This is a genomic window from Hufsiella ginkgonis (assembly GCF_009834915.1).
In the GTDB taxonomy this organism is placed as follows: Bacteria; Bacteroidota; Bacteroidia; order Sphingobacteriales; family Sphingobacteriaceae; genus Hufsiella; species Hufsiella ginkgonis.
Genome location: NZ_WVHS01000001.1, coordinates 404,567 through 427,226, shown reverse-complemented (window position 1 = coordinate 427,226; position 22,660 = coordinate 404,567). Strand labels below are relative to the sequence as shown.

General features: G+C 50.0%; 15 protein-coding genes and 1 tRNA gene. 6 read left to right on the top strand and 10 right to left on the bottom strand.

From position 1 onward, the window contains the following. Nucleotides 1-37 precede the first annotated feature (37 nt). From GS398_RS01705 to GS398_RS01695, 4 genes are all read right to left on the bottom strand, one after another. Nucleotides 38-982 carry a tyrosine-type recombinase/integrase gene (locus GS398_RS01705; RefSeq protein WP_160905012.1) on the bottom strand — a complete coding sequence of 315 codons (945 nt, stop codon included), beginning with the start codon at nt 980-982 and terminating at the stop codon, nt 38-40. A gap of 177 nt (nt 983-1,159) precedes the next feature. Next, on the bottom strand, nt 1,160-1,273 hold the full coding sequence (locus GS398_RS22385; RefSeq protein WP_369410231.1) for a hypothetical protein: 114 nt from the start codon (nt 1,271-1,273) through the stop codon (nt 1,160-1,162). A gap of 29 nt (nt 1,274-1,302) precedes the next feature. Beyond that, nucleotides 1,303-2,373, bottom strand: a complete 1,071-nt coding sequence (locus GS398_RS01700) for a site-specific integrase (RefSeq protein WP_237488061.1) — start codon at nt 2,371-2,373, stop codon at nt 1,303-1,305. Nucleotides 2,374-2,613: 240 nt separating this feature from the next. After that, nucleotides 2,614-2,685: transfer RNA gene (locus GS398_RS01695), tRNA-Arg, on the bottom strand. Between the two features lie 117 nt (nt 2,686-2,802). On the opposite strand from GS398_RS01695, the gene GS398_RS01690 reads away from it, so the two are divergent. Next, entirely contained in the window at nt 2,803-4,551 is a 1,749-nt protein-coding gene (locus tag GS398_RS01690; protein ID WP_160905011.1) for an SMP-30/gluconolactonase/LRE family protein, read from the top strand. Between the two features lie 31 nt (nt 4,552-4,582). On the opposite strand, the gene GS398_RS01685 is transcribed toward GS398_RS01690, so the two are convergent. Further along, nucleotides 4,583-5,761 (bottom strand): PQQ-dependent sugar dehydrogenase, encoded by a 1,179-nt coding sequence (locus GS398_RS01685; RefSeq protein WP_160905010.1) that lies wholly within the window; start codon nt 5,759-5,761, stop codon nt 4,583-4,585. A gap of 76 nt (nt 5,762-5,837) precedes the next feature. Here GS398_RS01685 and GS398_RS01680 point away from each other — a divergent pair, with 76 nt between their 5' ends. Continuing rightward, the gene (locus tag GS398_RS01680; protein ID WP_160905009.1) at nt 5,838-6,071 is read left to right on the top strand and encodes a 4a-hydroxytetrahydrobiopterin dehydratase; all 234 of its coding nucleotides are present in this window, start codon (nt 5,838-5,840) and stop codon (nt 6,069-6,071) included. A gap of 9 nt (nt 6,072-6,080) precedes the next feature. Beyond that, nucleotides 6,081-7,529 carry a glycosyl hydrolase family 28 protein gene (locus GS398_RS01675; RefSeq protein WP_160905008.1) on the top strand — a complete coding sequence of 483 codons (1,449 nt, stop codon included), beginning with the start codon at nt 6,081-6,083 and terminating at the stop codon, nt 7,527-7,529. Between the two features lie 128 nt (nt 7,530-7,657). Here the strand turns inward: GS398_RS01675 and GS398_RS01670 are convergent, their stop codons facing one another. Beyond that, on the bottom strand, nt 7,658-10,078 hold the full coding sequence (locus GS398_RS01670; RefSeq protein ID WP_160905007.1) for a TonB-dependent receptor: 2,421 nt from the start codon (nt 10,076-10,078) through the stop codon (nt 7,658-7,660). Nucleotides 10,079-10,267: 189 nt separating this feature from the next. On the opposite strand from GS398_RS01670, the gene GS398_RS01665 reads away from it, so the two are divergent. Next, nucleotides 10,268-12,574 carry an ATP-binding protein gene (locus tag GS398_RS01665; RefSeq protein ID WP_160905006.1) on the top strand — a complete coding sequence of 769 codons (2,307 nt, stop codon included), beginning with the start codon at nt 10,268-10,270 and terminating at the stop codon, nt 12,572-12,574. Here the strand turns inward: GS398_RS01665 and metG are convergent. Then, a complete protein-coding gene (gene metG / locus GS398_RS01660) occupies nt 12,571-14,664 on the bottom strand; it encodes a methionine--tRNA ligase (RefSeq protein WP_160905005.1) in 2,094 nt (697 codons plus the stop codon). The genes GS398_RS01665 and metG overlap by 4 nt on opposite strands. Before the next feature lie 106 nt (nt 14,665-14,770). Between metG and GS398_RS01655 the strand changes: the two genes are divergently transcribed. Further along, complete coding sequence (locus tag GS398_RS01655; protein WP_160905004.1) at nt 14,771-15,670, top strand: S66 peptidase family protein; 900 nt, start codon at nt 14,771-14,773, stop codon at nt 15,668-15,670. 133 nt (nt 15,671-15,803) lie between these two features. Next, complete coding sequence (locus tag GS398_RS01650; RefSeq protein WP_160905003.1) at nt 15,804-16,211, top strand: DoxX family protein; 408 nt, start codon at nt 15,804-15,806, stop codon at nt 16,209-16,211. Nucleotides 16,212-16,264: 53 nt separating this feature from the next. Here GS398_RS01650 and GS398_RS01645 read toward each other — a convergent pair whose 3' ends face one another. The 3 genes from GS398_RS01645 to GS398_RS01635 form a co-directional block, all read right to left on the bottom strand. Further along, entirely contained in the window at nt 16,265-17,713 is a 1,449-nt protein-coding gene (locus GS398_RS01645; protein WP_160905002.1) for a RagB/SusD family nutrient uptake outer membrane protein, read from the bottom strand. A 21-nt stretch (nt 17,714-17,734) separates the two neighbouring features. Next, entirely contained in the window at nt 17,735-20,881 is a 3,147-nt protein-coding gene (locus GS398_RS01640; protein WP_160905001.1) for a SusC/RagA family TonB-linked outer membrane protein, read from the bottom strand. A 316-nt stretch (nt 20,882-21,197) separates the two neighbouring features. Further along, nucleotides 21,198-22,655 (bottom strand): SusD/RagB family nutrient-binding outer membrane lipoprotein, encoded by a 1,458-nt coding sequence (locus GS398_RS01635; RefSeq protein ID WP_160905000.1) that lies wholly within the window; start codon nt 22,653-22,655, stop codon nt 21,198-21,200. Between the last annotated feature and the right edge of the window lie 5 nt (nt 22,656-22,660).

The following is a 22,660-nucleotide window of genomic DNA, read 5'->3' as shown; positions in this document are numbered from 1 at the left end:
CGATTAATAAACATCGATAATATATAGTTATCCTTTATCAACCCTCAATAGGAAATGAAAGATCCTTTCTAGGATGCTTTGCAAGAAGGATTTGTCTTTGTTTTTCACCGTTTACGTGAACGTAAATCTGGGTGGTTGTAATCGAACTATGCCCAAGCAGAAATTGGATGTACTTGATATCTACATCGTTTTCCAGTAATAGCGTCGCAAATGAATGTCGAAAAACGTGAGGCGTCACGTGCCTATTAATACTGGCAGTAGATGATAATTTCCGAACAATGCTCCTTATCGATTGATCACTAAGCCGTTTGTTCAGCCGGTTTACAAGCAGGTAGCCCCCGGAGGACTCGATCTGGCCACCGTAAGCCTCTTTGTATTTTCTAATGATCGCAAGGGCGTCGGGATTGCATATCTGTATAATCCTTTCTTTGCCACCCTTTCCCTCAATTTTGACCGAACCGGTTAAAAGATCGATGTCATTTTCTTTCAGATTCGCAATTTCGGAAACCCGTGCCCCTGTTGCAAAAAGTAATTCCATCACCGATATATCGCGGATTTTACACATATAGGAATGTGAATCGATACCTCCAGCAGGCAATTGGTATGCTGATTTAAAGATGTTTACTATTTCATTCAGACTTAACGATTTTGGCAACACAAATGGTTCTTTAAACTTAATCCGCATTTTACGAATCGGGTTCGCAGCAATTTTGTCTTCAAATTCGAGGTAATTAAACATCGCTTTTAGCGTAGCCATTTTCCTCTTGATGGATTTTGGTTTGAGCGTGGAAAGCGATTCCAGGTAGGGCCGCAGTTGGATCTTACTTATTTCGCTAACGTTAGCTGAGAGATTGTTTGCTGAAAGAAACGCAGCAAGCTGCGTCAGGTCGATCCTATAGAACTTGATCGTTTTGGGACTGAGGTTTTTTTCGTACCGGCAATAATTTAAAAATTCGGAAGTGGCTTCTTGAAGTGTGAACATGTGTGTGTGGGTTATCATTATCCCCACAAAAAAACAATTATCGCGGCGTTATTAATGAGTTGGCATTCTCGAGAGGGCCAACCTATTTACTCGACAACGTCAAATCCTGCAACTTCCTCCCAATCCGAAGGGCTAAAATCAGTGCCAGCCTTCACGCTAAAGACCGGCACCATTACATCATCCAGCGAGCTTGTTCCTCAGCATTTTCATATCCTCACTCACCTTCCTATCCAAAATCTTCGCATAATGCTGCGTCGTCTTAATACTACTATGCCCCAACATCTTACTCACCGTCTCAATCGGCACTCCATTCGACAGCGTTACTGTGGTCGCAACGTGTGCCTGGCAATATGGAAAGTTAGCGGCTTACTAATCTCACACAGCTCCGCGATCTCCTTCAGGTAGGCATTCATCTTTTGATTGCTTAATACTGGTAACACCAATCCTGAGTTATCGCACTTCGGATGACCCTCGTAGGAATCCATTATCCGTTTAGCAACCGGTAACAGCGGAACCCTCGATGACGAATCATTCTTTTTCCTGTTGGTAAATACCCACTGCTCCCTATCAATGCCAATCCCGATCTCCGAACGCTTAAGCTTTTCCACGTCCGCATGGGCCAAACCCGTATAGCAGCTAAACAGGAAAATATCCCGCACTTGTGCCAGCCGTTCCATCTTCAGCGTTTTGTTGCTGATCGCATCCAATTCATCCTGTGTAAGGAACTGTTTCTCGACAGCCTTAGCCGTGGATTTGTAATGCGCAAACGGATTCTTATCCACCCATCCATGCGCCATGCAGATGTTTACCACTTTCTTTAAATTCTTAATGTACTTGGCAGCAGTCACTGCACTCACCTTTAGCTTCGAGCGCAGGTAGAATTCGAAGCCAGTGATAAATCCGTGATCCAGCCGCGTAAGCGGAACATCTTTCGCAGCATATTTATGCTTTATAAATAGCTTTAAATGGTTCACTGTAGTACGATATCCTTTCAAGGTGTTCGGCTCGAAGCCATTCCCCAAGAGCGCCGACACATTGCTGTTATGCCCTTCGAAAATCTCGATCAATAGCTTAGGCTTTTCAACCTTCCCGGTGAACTTGTTCTTCAACGCCTCACACGTAATCGTCTCCCCAGTCTGCAGCAGGAAGTGATGCACGTCATACATCTTCGTTTGCAAGCTGTCCAGGTACGCATTCAACGACCGGTATTCTTCCTTCGTTCCAATCGCCCGCCCCGAATGCGAACTCCATCTTTTGGGATCACACTCCCGACCAACTGATAACTCCGTCCGGTTACATTCCACCGTAATTCTCATGTAAATAGGCATCGGCCCTGCTTCATAGTTTCTTGGCTTCTTAAGGTAAAAAAGCACGCTCACGTTTGTTTTCATAATTTTTACTCACTAAAGGGTTTACAAATGTCGCTTTACACCCTTCTCCCGTCAAGATGTTCGATTATCGAACATCTTGCAAATCAGTAAGTTATATTACTTCTGGTGAGTCATGTTTAAACACGTATTGACTCACCGGATCACTCACTGTTTTGATCAGAATTGATGATATTATGGTAAGTGGCCGAAAACAAAAAACCCTGTAAATCAACAATTTACAGGGTTTTAATCCATTTTAAGTAGCCCCGACGGGAATCGAACCCATATCTAGAGTTTAGGAAACGCCTATTCTATCCGTTGAACTACAGGGCCTTTTGGCTATCAGCTATCAGCTATCGCAATAACGCCACAAAACTAAGTTTTCTCCCGGCTTTTTGAAAATTATTGTGTTTATATTTAACCTGCCAGCCAATTACACCTAAACAAGTTATGAAAATATTGCTGTACTTCCTGCTGCTTTTGCCGGCAATTGCGTTGTCACAAGTCCCTGCCGAGGACTATCCCGTCGATCCTGCTTCCGTCGAACAACCTGGCGTACCTAAAGGGGAGACCCTTAAATTCGTTCTCGAAAACTCAAGGATCTTCCCGGGGGAAATGCATGAGTACTGGGTATATATTCCTGCGCAATATGATGGCTCGAAGCCCGCCTGCGTTTACGTGAACCAGGATGGTATCCAGTCCAATGCGCCCAGGGTGTTTGATAACCTGATCCATGCGAAAGAAATGCCCATTACTATCGGTGTGTTTGTAACACCGGGACGTGTGGTTACTGCGGATCCCGCTAATTCCCTCGATCGCTACAACCGCAGTTTCGAGTACGACGGACTGGGAGATGCCTATGCACGCTTCCTCCTCGAAGAACTGTTGCCTGCGGTAGAGCAGCAAAAGGCCTCAGATGGGAGGGCGATCCGTCTCTCCAAAATCGGTAACGATCGCGCCGTCGGCGGAACCAGCAGCGGTGCGATCGCAGCCTTTACGGCGGCCTGGGAGCGGCCAAACGAGTTCTCCAAAGTATTTTCGGCAATCGGGACGTATGTCGACTTAAGGGGCGGAGGCCGTTATCCGGATCTTATCAGGAAATACGAGCCAAAACCTATCAAGATTTTCTTACAGGATGGCAGTACGGACCATAATATCTACGCCGGCGACTGGTGGATGGCTAACCAAATGATGGAACGTGCTTTAACCTTTGCGGGCTATTCCGTAAATCACGCCTGGGGCGAAGGGGGCCATAACGGAAAAATGGCGGCTGCCGTATTTCCCGCAGCCATGCGCTGGTTGTGGAAGAATTACCCTGCGCCGATTGTGCCCGGTAAAACACAAAACCCGATGTTGAACGACATTCTCCTCCCGGGAGAAGGCTGGCAGCTGGTGGGCAAGGACTACGGTTTTACGGAAGGCGCTGCGGTAAATGCCAAAGGCGAAGTGTATTTCCAGGATATCCGGGAGGGAAAAACCTATAAGATAACGGGCGGCGGAAAGCCGGTAGCACTTAATATCGATTCCAAAAAAGCAAGCGGCACGTCTTTTACCGAAGATGGTACGCGTTTTACTTCTTCCATGACTTCAAACCAGGTGTTAAGCTACGATGCCAGCGGTAAGGAAAAAGTAGTGGCGGAAAAAATTCCCGGTAACGACCTGGTGGTAGCTAAGAATGGCAATATATACGTCACCTCGCCGGATGGGATCGACAAGCCGGGCAAACTGTATCTTATTAAGCCAAATGGCGAGAAAATAGTGGTAGAAGACAATATCCGGTACCCGAACGGCTTAACGCTTACGCCGGACCAAACGCAATTATACGTAACCACTTCGTCGTCGCGTTGGGTTTGGCTCTTCAGTATCCGGAAAGATGGAACGCTGGCTAACAAGCAACGCTACAATTGGCTGCATGTGCCGGATAATGCCGATTTTGCCTGGCCGGATGGCGCTAAATGCGATACTGCGGGTAGGTTGTATGTGGCCACTAACCTGGGTATCCAGGTATGTGACCAGGCGGGCCGCGTAAATGCGATCATTCCGTTACCGGCAGGCTCACCCTCTAACCTCTGTTTCGGGGGACGGGAGTTTAATACCCTGTATGTCACGGTTGGCGATAAAGTGTATCGTCGTAAAGTTAAAGTACGGGGAGCCAACCCGTTCGAAAACCCGGTTAAACCGATGAAGCCGAAGCTGTAGTTTCCCGGCGCCCTTGCGTGCATTCACTTGCTTATTTCTTTGCTTCTAAACGGTAAATCTTTCCCGGGCCTAGTGCAAGCATAAATAAATTGCCCTGGGTATCTTCCCCAAAAGACGACAGCCCGCCCTGTGGCAATCTCGTTAACAGCTCGTTGCTCACCGCTTCCTTCCCGGAGTAAGTAAGCGCCCAGATATTTCCGGAGGTAAAATCCCCAAACAGGTACTTCCCGGTTAATGTCGGCAGGGACTTGTCGTAGCAAACGTACCCACCTGTTACCGAGTTGCCGTCGGCTCCATGCGGGTAGCTCCAGATAGGGTTAATGAGGGTCGCCTTATTTTCGGGATCGCGTTTAAACAGCTCGTTAGCCTCCATCACGCGCCAGCCATAGTTACCGCCTTTTTCGATAATGTCGATCTCTTCGATCTTGTTCTGGCCTACATCGCCCGCCCAAAGCGTGCCGTTCTTGCGATCGAAGGCAAACCGCCATGGGTTTCGCAGTCCCCATGCATAGATCTCTTCGCGGAAGCCCTCAGTGTTTCCCCGGAAGGGATTATCGCCGGGAATGGCATATTGGAGGGCACCTTCAGTTTTATACACATCTATGCGCAGGATCTTGCCCAGCAGCGTCCTGCGGTTCTGCCCGTTGTTATGGGGATCGGCCCCGCTTCCGCCATCGCCAACGGCTATGTACAGCATTTTATCGGGCCCAAAAGCCACTTTCCCGCCGTTGTGGTTGCTGTACGGTTGCGGATAAGTGAGCAGGATGGTCTCGCTGGCGGGATCAGCGAGATTTGGATTGGATGTGCTTACCTTAAAACGCGAAATAACGGTTTCAAGCGGATTGCCGCGTGTATAATTCACATAAAAGTACCCGTTCGACCGGTAGTCGGGATGAAACGCCAGGCCGAGCAGCCCCATTTCGCCGCCGCTTTTTACTTTGGAGGCGATGTCGAGAAACGCCGATTTAATCTTTACACCGGGTTTGTTGGCAAATACCTGGATACGTCCTTGTTGCTCTACCACGAACAGCCGGTTAGTGCCATCCTCCGGTGAGGTAAGCTCAACGGGCAATTCGAAGCTCAAAGCCGGGAATGCCTCTGCCGGCGTAAATTTCTCCGCTGCGACTGGTGAACCGGATCTCGTTTTTAAGTCGCAGCTCAGGAGAATGATCAGCAACGCTGCGAGCACCGGTATCTTGACAAATTTCATAGATGGTGATTAATTGATTAGGATTGTGAAGTTAACACATTCAGCGAGCTATGGTGTTACCCATTAAATAACAATTATGTGGCAGGAAAAAGAGAATAAGCTATATAAGTCCTTTCAGTTTAAGGACTTTAAGGAGGCCTTCGGGTTTATGGTTAAGGTGGCTTTTACAGCCGAAGGAATGGACCACCACCCAACCTGGACAAACACTTACAACAAGGTCGAGATCTGGCTGTCGACCCATGATGCAGGGGATATTATTACACGGAAGGATCGGGAGCTAGCTGCCGAAATCGATAAATTAACCGGATAAATGCCGGGTATGGGATCATTTTTCCGGATAATAGCCATACTAACGGTTGCTTTGCAATCCATTGCAGCGCCAAAAAATAAAGTCAGGATTTACCCGTCACCCAAAGGGGAAACGCTTAGCAGCCAGTACAGGGTAACGGCAAACGGGCAGGAAGTGCCGGTTTATTCGGCGAAGGTTGGTGCGCGCGACAAGGTGCGCCGCGGGAAAGCGATGGATGACAAACAACATTCTGGCGCGTATTTTGACCTGGCGTCGTTTGCTTCCTTCGACCTGGAGAGCGGTTCGGCAGTTATTCGCGTAACGGTGCCCGAAACCGTAACCGCTGCCAGGATATTGCCCTCATCCTATGGAATAAAGGCAGGGACTACAGGGAAATCGGTTACGTTTACCGTAAGCAGGCCCGGCAATTTCACTATCGAAATCAACGGAGAGGAGATCAGTTCCCTGCATATTTTCGTTAACCCGCCGGAGACGAATATTCCCGCGCAGGGTGATCCGAATGTGATCTGGTTTGGCCCGGGGCTGCACGAGGTAAGCGAGCTGGTGGTACATGATAACCAGACCGTATATCTCGCGGGTGGAGCGATCGTGCGGGCGGTGATCAGTCCGGGAGAAAAATTTACGGTAGATAAAGAGACGGGACTGAAGCACTATTCGCCCACTTTCTTTCTCAACGGAAATAATATCACTATCCGCGGCCGCGGGATCATCGACGCCAGCGGCTGTACTATCCATGCCCGTAACATGATCATGGTAACAGGCAGTAACATTACGCTGGAAGGAGTGATCCTCCGTGATGCGAGTTTGTGGACCATCCCAATCCGCCGGTCCGGCAATGTGCGTGTTAACAACCTAAAACTATTGGGATACCGGGCGAACTCAGACGGCATCGACATCTGCAACAGCCGGAATGTTGTTGTGGAAAACTGTTTTATCCGTACGCTCGATGATTTGGTGGTCATCAAATCAGATAAAGGCCAGGGCCAGGTAAAAGATATCCTGGTAACGAAAAACGTGCTTTGGAACGAGTTCGCGCACGCGTTGAGCATCGGCGCCGAGATCCGCGAGGATGTGGAAAACGTGGTGTTCCGGGATAACGATATCATTCATGATAAAGGCCGGGAATGGTCGCTCAGGGTATATCACTGTGATGCCGCCAGGATCAGTAACGTTCGGTTTGAAGATATCCGTATAGAAGAATCCAACCGCTTAATCTCTGTATGGATAGGAAAGGCGGTATGGTCGAGAGACGCAGACCGGGGGAATGTGGAAAACGTGCTGTTTAAAAATATTAGTGTAACTGGAGGAGATACAGCGGCAATAAACCTTTCGGGTTTCGATGAAACACACGGTGTGAACGATGTGGTTTTCGATAATGTGACGCTAGATGGTAAAGGGATACCGGCGGAGCGGGTAAAGGCGAATGCGTTCGTTAAAAATGTGCGGGTGCTGCCGTGATCTGCGGGAGATTATGTCACCCGCCGGGGTTTGAAGATTGTGTTCCCGCATCATGCACAAAGCGGCGCCCGATTGCCAGGCGCCGCTTTGCATGTGTGGAAAACTAGTTATTCACCACGTTTCACAGGTTAGTTCGATACGTCGTCGTTTTTAATTCCCCGCTTATTCTTTTTAATTTCCTCTTTCAGCTTTCCAAAACGATAGTTCAGGCTGGTGTTAAAAGTCCGGAAAAATAACCGCGACTCAGCCACCTGGTCGAAATCGGGCCCGAAGGTATGCACATAGTTTGTACGGTACTTGTTAAAGGGGTTGTTGGCGGAGGCCGAAAAGGACAACTTATCTTTTACGATATCTTTGCTGGCGCTGAATGAAGAGCTAAAGTACCCGCGGCCGCGTTCCTGTATGGTGAGGCTGCCGGTGCTGGCGTAAAAATTGCCGTTCGCCCTCCAGCCTTTTCCGAATTTGTATCCCGTATTAACGCTGCCATTTCCCATAAATCCGTGGTTCCTGATGGGTTTCCCGGCGCTGGTACCCACCACCCATCCGTGTGCAAAGCCCCCATTGGTACTCACGTTCCATTTCTGGGTGATGGGATAATTATGGTTAAAATTAATCCCAAGGGCTTTAGCGGCACCGGTATTTTCGAATCGGGTAAGCGTAATGTTGGTCGCCTGGTCAAGTGTGGAAACCGGGAAGATCAGGCTATTGATCCAGGTGTACCTGATCATGATGTTGAGGGAACCCTTTTTAAACGTGTTATAACCCATCTGCAGGGTGGATCCCGTGCTGGGACGCAGGTCGGGGTTGCCGGTGGTCTCGAAATAAGGATTAGAGCGGTCGACAAACGGGTTGAGCTGATAAATACCGGGACGTTGTACCCGCTGCATGTAGCCAAAATTGATGCCGCTGGTTTTGGTAAGGTTCCGGTTAATGGCCACCGAAGGAACAAGGTTAAAGTAGTTCTGGTTCACCTGCGATGCGTTACTTATAAAATCTGCCTTTATCACGGTGTTTTCCAGGCGGACGCCCGCTTTTATCCCCCATTTCTGTATGTTAAACGAATAGGTATTATAAGCGCTGAACACATTTTGTTTATTGTTAAAAGTGTTAGTGCGGCTAGCGACGGTCTCGAAGGCCCCGGTAGCTGTATTTTGTTCGCGATACTGGAAATCGCTTTCGTTAATGCGCATAATTCCTTTTAAACCGGCCTCTACAGTTACTTTCTTAATGGGATGAACATAGTCCGCCTGGAAAGTATGTTCGGATGAATTGCTTTCGTTCACCTGGCGGTAATCGGGCAGGGTGTAGTTGAACTGGTTGCTGATGTCCACGTCGTTTTGCTGGTCGTTCCCGAACCCGTAATAACGGTACGAGAAAGTGAGCAAGCGGTTTTTCTGTTTCTTAAACCCAAGCTGGTAATTAATTGCCGCGTCGAGCCCCAGTCCGCTGCCGCTGCCGGTGTTATAGAGGTCGTAACGTTTTAGCGTGGCAGATTGGTTGGCGAGCAGCGAGTTCTGTAGGCTGTTATCGTCTGAGCCACTTCCATTCACGTTTAACTGTGTCGAGATCAGGTTAAGGCTGTCGATCTCGTAGCTGATCTCGGCGCCCAGGTAACCGCTCCTGCTGTCGGATTCGCGGTTATTATTTTGCGCCAGGCTGGAAGGTTGTGAACCGGTATTGGCGCGATTGCTCCAGTTTGCGGCGCCAGGCGTATTGTAGATGCTTGCGCCGCCGTACGATGAGATGCCCAGCTTGCCGCGTTTAGTGGTGAATGATCCGCCAACGCCCGGCCCACCAACCGGAAAGCGCTGGCTGACATTCACACTACCGTTATATCCGTTATCTACCCGTTTATTCGTTACGATGTTAATGATCCCGCCCAATCCTTCCGCATCATATTTGGCGGGCGGCGTGGTAATCACTTCTATCCGCTGGATAGACGATGCGGGCATGCTGCGAAGAATATCTTTGGGATTTCGCTCCATCATGCTCGATGGTTTCCCGTTGATGAGGATCCTGTAGCTGGTATTACCGCTCATTTTCACGTTGTCTTCGGCATCGACAGTTAACAGGGGCACTTTACGCATCATCTCGAGCACGCTGGTCACCTTGCTTTCGGGATCTGCCTGCAGGTCGTACGAGATGCGGTCTGTTTCCTGTTTAACCAGCGGCTTATCGGCTGTAATGGCCACCGCATTCAGTTGTTTGGATTGTGAAGAAAGCAGGAGCTTGCCCAGGTTAGCCTCAGGAGAAGTTACTGACAATTCTACGGGAATGGTTTTGGTGCCATATCCAACATAAATAACTGTTAATAAGTATTTTCCGGCAGCCAGTTTTTCGAATGCGAAAGTGCCGTCGGTTTTGGTGAGCTGCGTTTTCAACACTTGTTTTTGTGCGTTCCTGAGGCTCGCTGTGGCGTAATCCACAGGTTTGCGGGTGATCGAATCCATTACTTCACCCTTGATGGAAAAAGTACCGGTGATCGCTTGCGCCCAGCCTCCGGTAACCGTGGCCAGGGACAGGGCCAATAAGAGAATATATTTCTTCATGATGGTCGTATTTGCTGTGTTTGATAGTTTACTTGGTTCAAGGTTACAGAAAGCGGCAAAGGGGTTGAATTAAATGTGACAGAAGAAGGAAAATATGTGACGAATCCGCTTTTAACTATAAATTCGCCTGCTTCAAAAACTATTTAACACGCTCATTCGTAATTCTATCTTCTTTATACCTGCTTAAACATGGGTGAGCCCTTCATGGACAATGAATACGCGGTAGGTTACTGGGACTGGGACCTTTCCGGCGAAGGCGAACTATGCATTCCCCTGCTAAAATCGGGTCTCGGTTATCAGCCGGCGGATTTTCCCGACACGCTCGAAAGCTGGAAGCGATTGATCTTCCCCGGCGATTGGGAACGCATCGCGCACCGCTTTGTGCAGCATGTAGAGAGCAGGGGCATGGTGCCCTTTGCCTGCGAGGTAAGGTTATTTTACCAGCATGGCCAGGTAATGTATGCGCTGGTGATCGGGAAAGTAACGGAATGGGACGCGCAGGGAAATGCGTTAAAAGTATCGGGCACGTTTACCAATATCACTACCCAGAAATTGGAGCGCCGCGAACTGATCAAAGTATCCGACCTGTTGAATAAAACCAGCCAGGCTGCATTGGTGGGTGGCTGGGAGATCGACGTGATCAGCGGAGAGGTCTCCTGGTCTGAAGGGACGAAAAATATATTTGAGGTTCCCTGGACATTTAAACCTGAACGCGGCAGCTCTTCTGCCTTTTTTAAAGCCGGGGAAGATAGGGAACAATTACTCGCGGCCTTTAAAAATGCCGTCCGGCATGGCATTCCTTACGATCTCGAGCTTCGTGTAATTACCGCCAAAGGGAACGAGATCTGGACCCGTACCATCGGCAATCCCGTATTTGAAAACGGTATCTGTACGCGTTTATATGGGGTTTTCCAGGATATTACCGTGCAAAAGAGGAACCAGGAGCGCCTCGAAACAACGACCGCACAGCTGAATGCCTTTATTAAGTACGCTCCGGCGGCCATCGCCATTATGGATAAGCACATGAATTATGTGGCGTTAAGCGATGTATGGCGTAAAACGTATGGCCAGGAGAATGCCGACCTGATCGGGAGAAATCATTACGAGATGTTCCCGCAGTCGCCGGCGCACTGGAAAGAGGCGAATAAGCGATGCCTGCAGGGCGAAGTAGTCCGGCAGGATGAAGACAGTTTTACCCGCATGAGCGGAAAGCAGGAATGGATACAATGGGAAATGCGCCCCTGGTACGAAACCGACGGCACCGTAGGCGGTCTTATCGTTTTTACGGAGATCATTACCGAAAAGAAGGAATTTAACGAGATGTTGATCGCCGCGCGCGACCAGGCAGAACAAGCTACCCTGGCTAAGTCAAAGTTCCTATCTGTGATGAGCCACGAGATCCGCACACCGATGAACGCGGTGATCGGCTTCACCAACCTGCTGCTGCAAGACCCGCGGGCCGATCAGCAGGAGTATCTCAACATCCTCAAGTTCTCCGGCGAAAACCTGATGGTGCTGATTAACGATATCCTGGATCTGAACAAGATCGAAGCCGGGAAGATCATCTTCGAGGAAGTGGAGTTCAATATCAAGAGCCTCCTGCTGAATATCCACGCTTCGCAAAAACAACAGGCGCTTGAGAAGGGGCTGTTCCTGGAGATCAACATCGCACAAAATATCCCGGATTATGTGAAGGGCGACCCGGTGCGGATCGGCCAGGTGGTAACCAACCTGGTAAATAATGCCATCAAATTCACGTCGCAGGGAAAGGTCTCCCTGATCATCCGGGCGCTGAAGCAGGGTAGTGACTCTGTTGACCTTAAGATCGAAGTGGTAGATACGGGGATCGGGATACCCGCCGAAAAACACCAATATATTTTCGAGATATTTTCGCAGGCGAGTACGGAAACTACCCGCAAGTACGGTGGAACGGGCCTGGGCCTATCCATTACCAAGCGGCTGCTCGAACTGATGGGAAGCGAGATCAGGCTGGTAAGTGCACCCGGAGCAGGCTCGTCGTTCTCCTTCGAATTGCACCTGGCGAAGGCCACGGGTATCTTCCGGCGCAAGCCTGGCGACAGTTCAAACAGCAACGGCGGCAGCCTGAAAGGGAACCGGATCCTTATTGCCGAGGATAACCCGGTGAACGTGATCCTGGTAAAGCAGTTTATGAAACGGTGGGACCTGGACTTCGATGTTGCGGCCAACGGGAAAATTGCGTTGGAGATGGCATCCGGGCAAAAATATTCACTGATCCTTATGGATATCCAGATGCCCGAAATGGATGGTTATGAAGCCACGCGCCGCATCAGGAGCCTGCCGGGAGATTATTATAAGCAACTGCCCATTATCGCGCTCACTGCTTCGGCGGTAAGCTCAATGAACGAACGGGTGTTCCAGGCGGGAATGGACGATTTCGTGAGCAAACCGTTCAATCCCGATGAACTGTATGGCAAGATCGATTATTACCTCAACAGGAATCAGCAGCCTTCCTAACGCACGGTACTCCCGTTGGTTACAGGAGCCGCGGGTGCAACGAAGCTTAATTTTCCGTCGGCGTCTTCGGCCATCAGGATCATTCCTTGTGAAACGATGCCCTTGATCTCGCGCGGTTCCAGGTTTACGAGGACCGAAACCTGCTTCCCGATGATACTTTCCGGTTCAAAATGTTCGGCGATGCCAGAAACCACGGTGCGCTGGTCGATGCCGGTATCGATCTTTAGCTTAAGCAGTTTCTTTGTCTTCGTTACTTTTTCCGCCTCGAGTATGGTACCTATGCGGATATCCATGGTGGCGAACTGGTCATAATTCACATCCGGTTTGGCAGGAGAAACAGGCTGAATAGCTGCCGGCGTCTCTTCCCCGCCTGCCGGCGACCCGTCGCCGACGGCTGAAGCCGGTTGTCTCAGCTTTTCAAGCTGCCTGGCAATCACCTCGTCTTCTACTTTTTCGAACAGGAGGGCTGCTGCGTTCAGCTGGTGCCCGTTGCTAAACGCCACCGGCTGATCGTAATGCATCCCGCCGCCGAGGTTGAGCATGCCAAAGATCTTTTTGGAAGTCGACGGCAGCAATGGCTGCGCCAGCGTGCCAAGATGTGCGATAATATGCAGGCAGTTCTGCAGAATCTCGCGCGTTTGCTCCGCGTCTGTTTTAATCAGTTTCCACGGCTCTTTCCCGGTAAGGTATTTATTGCCGAGGCGTGCCACATCCATTACGGCGTTTAATGCCTGGCGGAATTTGAAGCTTTCGATAGACGCGCCGAGCTCGTCATATCCCTTGCCGATGCCGTCATTAAGCGTCTCGTCGGTGATCTCCGGATGCGGTCCGCTCACTTTTCCTTCGAAGTACTTATGCATGAGGATCATCACCCTGTTTACAAAATTACCGAGAATGGCCACCAGTTCGTTATTTACGCGCGCCTGGTAATCTTTCCAGGTGAACTCGCTGTCTGACGTTTCCGGCAGGATAGAAGTAAGCACATACCGGAGCTCGTCCTGTTTCCCGGGAAACTCCTGCAGGTACTCGTGCAGCCACACGGCGTGGTTCCGTGAAGTAGAGAGCTTATCGCCTTCCAGGTTCAGGAACTCGTTGGCGGGCACGTTTTCCGGGAGAACGTATCCGCCATGCGCATGTAAGATGGAAGGGAAAGTGATGCAGTGGAAAACGATGTTGTCTTTGCCGATAAAATGGATCAGGCAGGCATTATCGTCGTCGTTTTCCTGTATTTTCCAGTATTTCTCCCAATCTTTTCCATTGTCAATAGCCCATTGTTTTGTTGCGGATATATACCCGATCGGGGCATCCAGCCATACATATAATTTCTTGCCTTTGGCTTCTTCGAGGGGAACATCTACGCCCCAGTCGAGATCGCGGGTCATGGAGCGCGGCTGCAGCCCCTGTTTCAGCCAGGAGCTGCACTGCCCGTATACGTTGGTTTTCCAGGTGTTTTTTTTGCCTTCCAGCAGCCAGCGTTCCAGCCAGGGCTGGTATTTGTCGAGGGGGAGGTACCAGTGTTTGGTCGGACGCAGCTCGGGCGCCTTCCCGCTGAGGGTAGATTTCGGATCAATCAGGTCTGTCGGGCTCAGGGAAGTGCCGCATTTCTCGCACTGGTCGCCATAGGCATTGGTATTGCCGCAATTGGGGCAGGTGCCGATGATGTACCGGTCGGCTAAAAATTGGTCGTAATCCGCATCGTAGTATTGTTCTGAATATTTTTCGATGAATTCACCCTTGTTGTACAGGTTGGTGAAAAATTCCTGCGACAGCTCGTGGTGGATTTTTGCGGATGTACGGTGATAGATATCGAAACTGATACCGAATTCTTCAAAGCTTTCTTTAATCTGGGTATGGTACCGGTCGATGATCTGCTGCGGCGTAGTGCCTTCCTTTTTTGCCTTAATGGTAATGGCGGCCCCATGCTCATCTGATCCGCAGATATATACCACTTCTTTGCGCAGCAAGCGCAGGTGACGTACATAAATATCGGCAGGAAGGTAAGCCCCGGCCAGGTGACCGATATGTAAAGGCCCGTTCGCGTAGGGAAGAGCGGAAGTTACGGTATAGCGTTTGAAGTTTTCTGGTGCCAAAGGAAATGTGTTAGAGGTAACAAAGATAGGGGAAAATAGAGAATAGGGAGCAGGAAATAGGAGCGGGAGGACCTGTTTCTATCTGCCATTCTTATCTTTGCGTTGTATGATCCTTCCTCCCTACCTCAAACCCGGCGATAAAGTAGCCATCACTTGTCCCGCAAAAAAGCTCCCCGGCGATATTAAGGACGCGGTACAGCTACTGGAGTCCTGGGGATTAGAAGTGGTACTTGGCGAAACCGTCACTGCATCCTGGCACCAGTTTGCAGGCACCGATGAGCAACGTAGGGCAGACCTGCAGCGCTTTATGGACGACGCTTCCGTAAGCGCCATCATCGCGGCCCGCGGAGGTTACGGCACCATCCGGATCGTTGACCACCTGGATTTTATAAAGTTTGTACGGCGTCCTAAATGGATCGTCGGCTTTAGCGATATTACCGTGTTGCACAGCCACCTGCAGGCGCGTTTCGGGATTGCCTCCGTTCACGGCCAGATGCCGCTTACCGTTCCGGATAGTACCAAACCTTCGCTGGAAAGTCTCCGGAAAGCCCTGTTCGGCGAAAACGTAGGCTACGAGTATACCAGCAGCCATCCCAATCGCGGCGGCAGCGCATCGGCGGAGCTGACCGGCGGTAACCTTACGCTGCTGATGGTGTTGAACGGTTCTGTTTCTGAGGTGGATTTCACCGGAAAGATCCTTTTTCTCGAGGATGTTGGCGAACAGTTGTACTCCGTCGACCGCATGCTGTACCACCTCGACCGCGCGGGTAAGCTATCCGGGCTGGCGGGCCTTATCGTCGGTGGTTTTACTTCCCTTAAAGACGATGTCAACGTTCCGTTCGGCCAGACGGCGGAAGAGATCATCGCCGCAATAGTTGAGAAATATGATTACCCGGTGTGTTTCAATTTCCCCGCAGGGCACATCGATGATAACCGCGCACTCGTTCTCGGCAAAACGGCACACCTTACCGTAACGGGACAGGAAGTTAAACTTATTCTCGATTAGCCTGTTGTTTGAGTGACTCAAGGCGGTTAGCGGTAAGTTGGAGGTTGGTAACATACCTGTCCATTCAGGTGTAGCTAAGCATCCTGCCTGCAACTTCAAACGTCCGACTACAAACCTGGTAATTATAAAGATTATGGCTCTTTTCGATCAACTTGGCAAATACAGGAACACGGGCATCCTGCTGATACGTGTCGGACTTGGCATCATGTTCATCATTCATGGATTGCCTAAGCTACAGGGCGGACCGGAAATGTGGGCGAAGATCGGCCTGTCTATGAAAAACCTGCACATCACATTCTTCCCGGTCGTATGGGGTTTCCTGGCGGCGGCGACAGAAACCTTTGGGGGTGTGTTGTTCCTGTTGGGGCTGGTATTCAGGCCGGTGTGTATCCTGCTGGCATTTACCATGCTGGTGGCGGTATTAAATCATCTCAGCCAGGGGCAGGGTATCAGCGGCGCATCGCATGCCATAGAAGATGGTATCGTGTTCCTTGGCTTCCTGTTCATCGGGCCCGGCAAATACAGCATCGATAAGAAATAAAAGGCCGGGAGAATTTCTTCCCCCGGCCCGCAAAACCAAACTAGCGTTAGGTTTTATAAGTTGTCTGTCATCAGCTTGTTGTAGATCAGCTCCGTGGCCGAAATAGGGAATATGTACTGGATAGACGTAGATGGAACAGCAGAAACCGTACCTTTTCCCGGGATGGTAAGTCCAAGACGAAGCAGCTCGGGGCTTCTCAGACCTTCTCCAAGGAATTCGATATTTTTCTCCTTCAGGATGGCGTTGTAAAAATCCCCCGGTGTCGCAAAGTCAGCAGCGGTAAATACCGTGCTTGCGTCAGAACGACCTCTTACGGCGTTTAATAAAGCCAGTGCGCGGGTGTTTACCGACGTGGTGCTCCGGGCAAGCGCTTCGGCCAGGTTTAACAATACTTCAGCGTACCTGATCACGGGAACATAATCTGCGTAGGTTGGCGATCCGGTAGGGAATTTTGACAGGTATGGGATAGCGCCTGTATAAGTGATATACGTCCTCCTTTTATCAGTAGCTTTCCAGCCGGCGTCGCCAATGATACCAGTCGGGTTTAACGAGTATAATTTAACGCCATAGTAATAAGAGCTTAATGCGCTCTGGCCGCCGCCCTGCTCGGTGCCCGCAACAAAAGGCATCGAAAAGATGGACTCTGTAGTAGTATAAGGGCTGGCGAATACTTTCGTATAATCGGCTTGTAACGCGTTGGCGACGCCAGTGGTGGCAGTGAACGGCGCAGCGGTAGAAACGATCTTATTCGCTTCGGTTACCACGTCGGTCCATCTTTGCATGGTAAGGTATACCCTCGTTTTGAAAGCGATAACCGAGTTGCGGTGTGCCCTGGTGGTCGACGCCAGTGCGGTGGCATAAGTTAGCGGCACGCCTGTTTCTGCCTCGTCGAGGTCTTTAAGCACCTGTGTATATACCTGCGCTACGGTACTCCGGGCAAGGTCATAATTTCCCGCTACAGAGTTCCCGGTTAACCTTAAAGGTAAGCCCGGTTTAGCGCCGTTACCATCGTAATACGGACGGGCGTATAACTGGAGCAAGCTGTAGTAACAAACCGCGCGGATGAATTTTGCTTCACCCACATAGTTTTTGGAGATGGCATCGCCGATTACCGAGGTGCCTTTTGCGGCCATGCCTTCGATAAACAAGTTGCAACGGTTAATGGTGTTGTAAGCAGACGACCAAAAGTCGGTAACTTCCTGCGCGCCATTTCCCACGGTATAGTTGTAAGTCTGGTAGGCTGTTACGGAGTTGGAGCTTTGTGCCAGGAAGTTATCGGCTCTAAGCTCGTTATAGATCAGGTAGCGGCCGCCGTAAAAGTCACCCGACCGTAAACCTGCGTATAAGCCGAGTACCTGTCCGTCGATACGTGCGGTAGTAGAAAACTGGGCAAGATCAAGTGTAGAAACGGCGTTTTTCGACTCCGGGGTAAGCAGGTCCTTCTGGCATCCTGCTACCAAGCCGGCTGCCATGAGTATGGTATATATAAATTTCTTTTTCATGTGTTCGATTTCCTTGAGAGATTAGAATTTAGCAGAAATGCCTGCGGTGAATGTACGGCCGTTACCCACCGAGTTACGATCGACGCCCGAAGACGAGGTGCTGTTACCGTTGGAGGAAACTTCAGGATCTGAACCAGGATATTTGGTTACAAATAACAGGTTGTTACCGCTTACGTATACCCTTGCGCTGGCCATTTTCAGTTTTGTAAGGAAGCTGCCTGGCAGTGAGTAACCGAAGTCGATGCTTCTCAGTTTAACGAAATCGCCTTTAAATACGTTGTCGCTGATGGGGAAGGAAGAGCCGTTGGAAACGTTGTCGCCGAAATATACTTTAGGAATGTTGGTAACCTGGTTAGGCGCAGTCCATGCCTGAAGCATATCGGTGGAGTTGTTCCAGAAACGCTGATCTCTTAAACCTGCATAAGTACCGTAGTAAATATAGAAGCCGAGCTGGTAAGTGATGGTAGCGTTCAGGTCAAATTTCTTGTAACGGAAGCTGTTATCGAAACCGCCATAGAACTTAGGCTGGGTATTTTTGTAAGCCGACCCATCCGCCGCAAGGCTGATGCCGGTTGCATCGGTACCGTTTTCGTACGACCAGCGGAACTGCCCGGCCGGAACGACGTGCTGGTACATTACTTTACGTCCGTCTGATTTTATAAAGATCCTTCTGCCGGTTGCAGGGTCAACGCCTTCTGTTTTAACCACGTAGATCATACCCAGCGGTCCGCCTACGCGGGAGATGCTGGCGGATTCGAGCGAGGAAGTCGTGGTAATGAATTGCGTAAGACCTTCTGATAAAGCGGTGACCACGTTTTTGTTGTAAGAGATGTTAAAGGACGGCGTCCAGGAGAAGTTTTTAGTGGCTACAGCCTGTGCATTCAGGGTTAGCTCAACGCCTTTATTGTACATAGAAGCGATGTTTGCCTGCGGCGTGCTGGGCAGACCAACCGAGGGGATCTGCGGCACGTTGTAGATCAGCCCCTTAAGGTCGTTCTTATAGTAAGCGAACTCGGCAGTGAACTTATCGTTCATGATGCCTAAGTTGAAACCTGCGTCGAATTTCCTGCTTTCTTCCCATGCGATCTGGTCGTTACCTGTCTGGCTCGGAACCAGGGTGGAAGCGCCGGCATATAAACCTGTTGAGTAAAAGGAGTAGGAGGCCAGGTTACCGAGACCATTGATGTTACCTACGGTACCGTAGCTTCCGCGGAATTTAAAGCTGCTGAATACTTTGTCGAGCCCTGCTTTTTCCCAGAAGGCTTCTTTAGCAACTTCCCATCCCAGACCCACACCATAAAAGATGCCTTTTTTGTTGCCTGCACCGAAAGCGGAATACTCATCCTGCCTGATGTTACCGGTAACAAAGTATTTTTTATCGAAGTCATAAGACAAGCGGCTGAAGAACGACACCAGGTAATTTTCGCCAAAGGAAGCAGAGTTGCTTGGCGCCGCAGTGTAACCGGCAGTAAAATCGTTAAAGGCAAGGTCGGACAAGGTGGTACGACCAGCGCCGAAGCCGCGGCCTACGGAACGTTGTTGCTCGTTACCAAGCAGTAAAGAAACGCTGTGTTTGGCCATGAAGGTGCGATCAGCCTGGATGGTATTGGTCCAAACCCATCTTTTGTTTTTGGTATAGCTTTCGCTTGCAGAACCGAGGGAAGCAGCCGAGCCGCCGTTGATCGGGTTGTTGAATGAATCATTGTCTGAAAGCAGGTAATCTACCCCGTAAGTGGTTTTTGCATTAAGCCACGGAAGGATGTTGGCCTGGAGGTATACATTCGATTGAAGGTGGTTCAGCTCGTTATTAGAGCGGTCCAGGTCAAGTACCGTTCCGGGATTGTAGAATCCAACATCCGAGCCCTTGTTGCCCATGCGGCCAATAGTGCTGGCAGTTTGAACGTTATAGGTGCCATCGTTATTTCTCACGGCTACGTTTGGCGCGGTTACGATGGCCAGACGACCCAGGCCGCCGGTACCGAAAGCTTCACCGCTCAATGAGCCCGAAGAAGTGGCTGCCAGGTTCTGCTCGTTCGAAAACTGGATTTTGCCACCCATATTGAAGATATTTCCTTCTTTGTGATCGATTTTCAATAGCGCGTTGGCCCTGTTGTAATCGTTCTTCCGGATGATCCCTTTTTGACCGGTATACCCGCCTGAGAAATAGTAGTTGGTGGTTTCTGATCCGCCGGCAAGACTCACGCTGTTGCTGTGTGCGGTACCTTTCCGGTAAACTACGTCATACCAGTTGGTATTGATCGGGTTTCCGTTGGCATCGTTAACCAGGTTGAACGACATGGTAGCGGCGTTATAAGTGCCTGCGTTCTTTAATGCGGTGTTTTTAAGTTCCGTGTACTGGAATGCGTCGAGCAGTTCCGGCATGTTCATGATCTTGGTCTGGCCGACCCATGCGTCATACGAAACTACCGGTTTTCCTTTTTTCCCTTTTTTGGTGGTGATAATCAAAACCCCGTTAGCTGCACGACTGCCGTAGATAGCGGCGGCAGCGGCATCTTTAAGGATATCGACGCTTTCGATGTCGTTAGGGTTGATGCTCGCCAAAGCGTTACCGGCTGCGCTCGAGCCGCTCACGTCGCCAGTATATGTGGCGATTCCGTCTACCACGATCAGCGGGTAAGAGCTTAGCGAGATAGAGTTGATACCACGTACACGGATAACGGGCGGGTTGTTGAGCACCCCGTTCGGGATGGTGATCTGCACGCCGGCAGCTTTACCGCCCAGCGCCTGGTCAAAGCTTTGTACCGGTTTGTTTACCAGGTCTTCGGCGGTAACCGTAGCTACCGATCCTACCATGTCTTTCTTACGCTGGGTACCGTAGCCGGTTACCACTACTTCCGAAAGTGTTTTTGCATCGTTCTCCAGGGTGACATCCAGCGTGGCACGTGTTACCGCAACTGTTTGAGTGATGTAGCCGATGTACGTGAACTTCAATGTTTTCGGCCCCCCAGCCGGGATCACTATGGAATACCTGCCGGTTGGCCCGGTTTGGGTTCCCGTTTTCGACCCGGGAACCATCACGCTTACTCCGGGCAACGGTGATCCGTCTGCCTTGTCAGTAACAACCCCCGTTACTGTCTGAGCCTGGGCATACAATTGGGTGCCAATAGCACATACCAATAGCATGATTGCTAGTAATTGTCTTCTCATACGCTAATTTTTAAAGATTTAGCGAAATATGCGCCTTTTTTTTATCAATTGCAATTAATTGGCAATAAAAAGATAAGACATTGCTAATTATTATTCCTATAATTTCTATTATAATAAAAATTATCTGTTTAAATGGCGTTTGTGAATTGAAAAATTAATATTATGATAGGATGTATATTATTTATCGGGCATTTTATGGGTTTATTTGAATAAATAGTGAAAATATATTGAATTTTATATAAAAATGGCGCTTCGTTTAAAAACAAAGCGCCATTTTTATTAAAAAGGTACTTAATATTGGTAGTTTCTCCTGGTCCTACGGGCGCGTATCCCAAAATACCCGTACAAGCATGTTGGCTTTCTGGGTTACATTGGCGCCGTTAAAGTCGATCTCAGATTGCGGGTAGAACAAGGACCGAGGCACTGCGGTTAACACGGCATTTGCCGGGATGGTAAGTGCGGGATAGCCGGTTCTTCTCCAATCGGTCCAAGGTTCGGTGATCACGCCGTAGCTTGCCACGTACTTTTCTTCGATGATGCGCTGGCGCATCGCCTCAGTAGTGCCTGCCAGTAAGCCGTTTGCGGCCAGGTAAGTAGTAATATCGGCGGCTGCCACACCTGCATCCGTCATCGACGCGGTGATGCCCGCCTGGAAGAACGTTTGGGCGACACCTGCGCCTGCACCATCCAGGGCCGCTTCGGCACGGATAAAATTGTACTCGGCAAAAGTTAGCATCCGGATAGGGGCCGCACCGGTATAAGTGGTGCCGCTACCGCCGCGCAGGTAAAGACCGATCTTTGAATACGTTGCCGCTGCGGCCGGTGCACCGGTAACCGCACCTTTATAAGCACCACCCACCTGGGTAAAATAGGTTGCTCTCCGGGGGTCGAGGCGGGTATTCATCATATCCACCAGCTTGGCGCCGGCAACCAGGTAATTGGCGCGGCTTACCTCCATCTGGTCGATCGGGTTACGGCGGTTAGCCTCGTTAAGGAACGCCATCTGGAAATTGTCGGCATTGGAAGCGAGGAAAGTGGCGCCGGAGTTGATCAGTGCGGTGGTTTGCGCTTTGTAGAACGCATTGTCAGACTGGCTGTAGTGCAGGTAGATGCGCAGCTTAAGGGTATTGGCAAACTTCACCCAGTTTACTTTCGAAGTAGCGAAGCTTGCATTCGGGTAAATGGTGGAGTTGGTGGTGGGCGACAATACCGAAGTAGCGGCGTTCACCTCGGTAATTCCCTGGTCGAGTAATTTAACGAGCTCGGTGTAGATCACTTTATCGTCGTCATATTTCGGGGTGGGATTTACCAGCAGTTTTCCCGCTTCGCTGAAGGGCAGGTCGCCGAAGTTGTCGACCGCTATCTGCATCACATAGGCCTTTAATATTTTGGCTACGCCTGAATAGTGCGGGCTGGCGGTCCCGGATTTCGCAATGATGTTGTCGATGTCGTTCAGGATGGTGGCGTAAATGGTCGAAAACACGTTGTTCGCGTCATTGCCCTGGATCTGGTAACGATCGAATACCTGGGTCTGGTTCTCTGACCCGGTGCTCTGACCGGAATATTGCTGCATGATCAGCGCGCTCCAGCGCTGCATGTCGCTACCGGCGAAATACCCGATGTTTACGGTTACCGATGAGAGCAGCTGCGGCAGCGGCCCGTCGAGAATGTTGTCAGGATCTTTGTTAATATCCAGGTATTTATCGCACGACGTGCTAAGCAGCATGATACATGCAAAAAGAAGGGTGGTTATTTTATAGGTTATTCGTTTCATCGTGT

Excerpts from the sequence above, each read along its gene's own strand:
- GS398_RS01665 (WP_160905006.1), top strand. The coding sequence starts at position 10,268 with ATGGGTGAGCCCTTCATGGACAATGAATACGCGGTAGGTTACTGGGAC.
- GS398_RS01685 (WP_160905010.1), bottom strand. The coding sequence starts at position 5,761 with ATGAAATTTGTCAAGATACCGGTGCTCGCAGCGTTGCTGATCATTCTC.
- GS398_RS01705 (WP_160905012.1), bottom strand. The coding sequence starts at position 982 with ATGTTCACACTTCAAGAAGCCACTTCCGAATTTTTAAATTATTGCCGG.
- GS398_RS01635 (WP_160905000.1), bottom strand. The coding sequence starts at position 22,655 with ATGAAACGAATAACCTATAAAATAACCACCCTTCTTTTTGCATGTATC.
- GS398_RS01655 (WP_160905004.1), top strand. The coding sequence starts at position 14,771 with ATGATCCTTCCTCCCTACCTCAAACCCGGCGATAAAGTAGCCATCACT.
- GS398_RS01690 (WP_160905011.1), top strand. The coding sequence starts at position 2,803 with ATGAAAATATTGCTGTACTTCCTGCTGCTTTTGCCGGCAATTGCGTTG.
- GS398_RS01680 (WP_160905009.1), top strand. The coding sequence starts at position 5,838 with ATGTGGCAGGAAAAAGAGAATAAGCTATATAAGTCCTTTCAGTTTAAG.
- GS398_RS01650 (WP_160905003.1), top strand. The coding sequence starts at position 15,804 with ATGGCTCTTTTCGATCAACTTGGCAAATACAGGAACACGGGCATCCTG.
- GS398_RS01675 (WP_160905008.1), top strand. The coding sequence starts at position 6,081 with ATGGGATCATTTTTCCGGATAATAGCCATACTAACGGTTGCTTTGCAA.
- GS398_RS01640 (WP_160905001.1), bottom strand. The coding sequence starts at position 20,881 with ATGAGAAGACAATTACTAGCAATCATGCTATTGGTATGTGCTATTGGC.
- GS398_RS01670 (WP_160905007.1), bottom strand. The coding sequence starts at position 10,078 with ATGAAGAAATATATTCTCTTATTGGCCCTGTCCCTGGCCACGGTTACC.
- GS398_RS01645 (WP_160905002.1), bottom strand. The coding sequence starts at position 17,713 with ATGAAAAAGAAATTTATATATACCATACTCATGGCAGCCGGCTTGGTA.
- GS398_RS01700 (WP_237488061.1), bottom strand. The coding sequence starts at position 2,373 with ATGAAAACAAACGTGAGCGTGCTTTTTTACCTTAAGAAGCCAAGAAAC.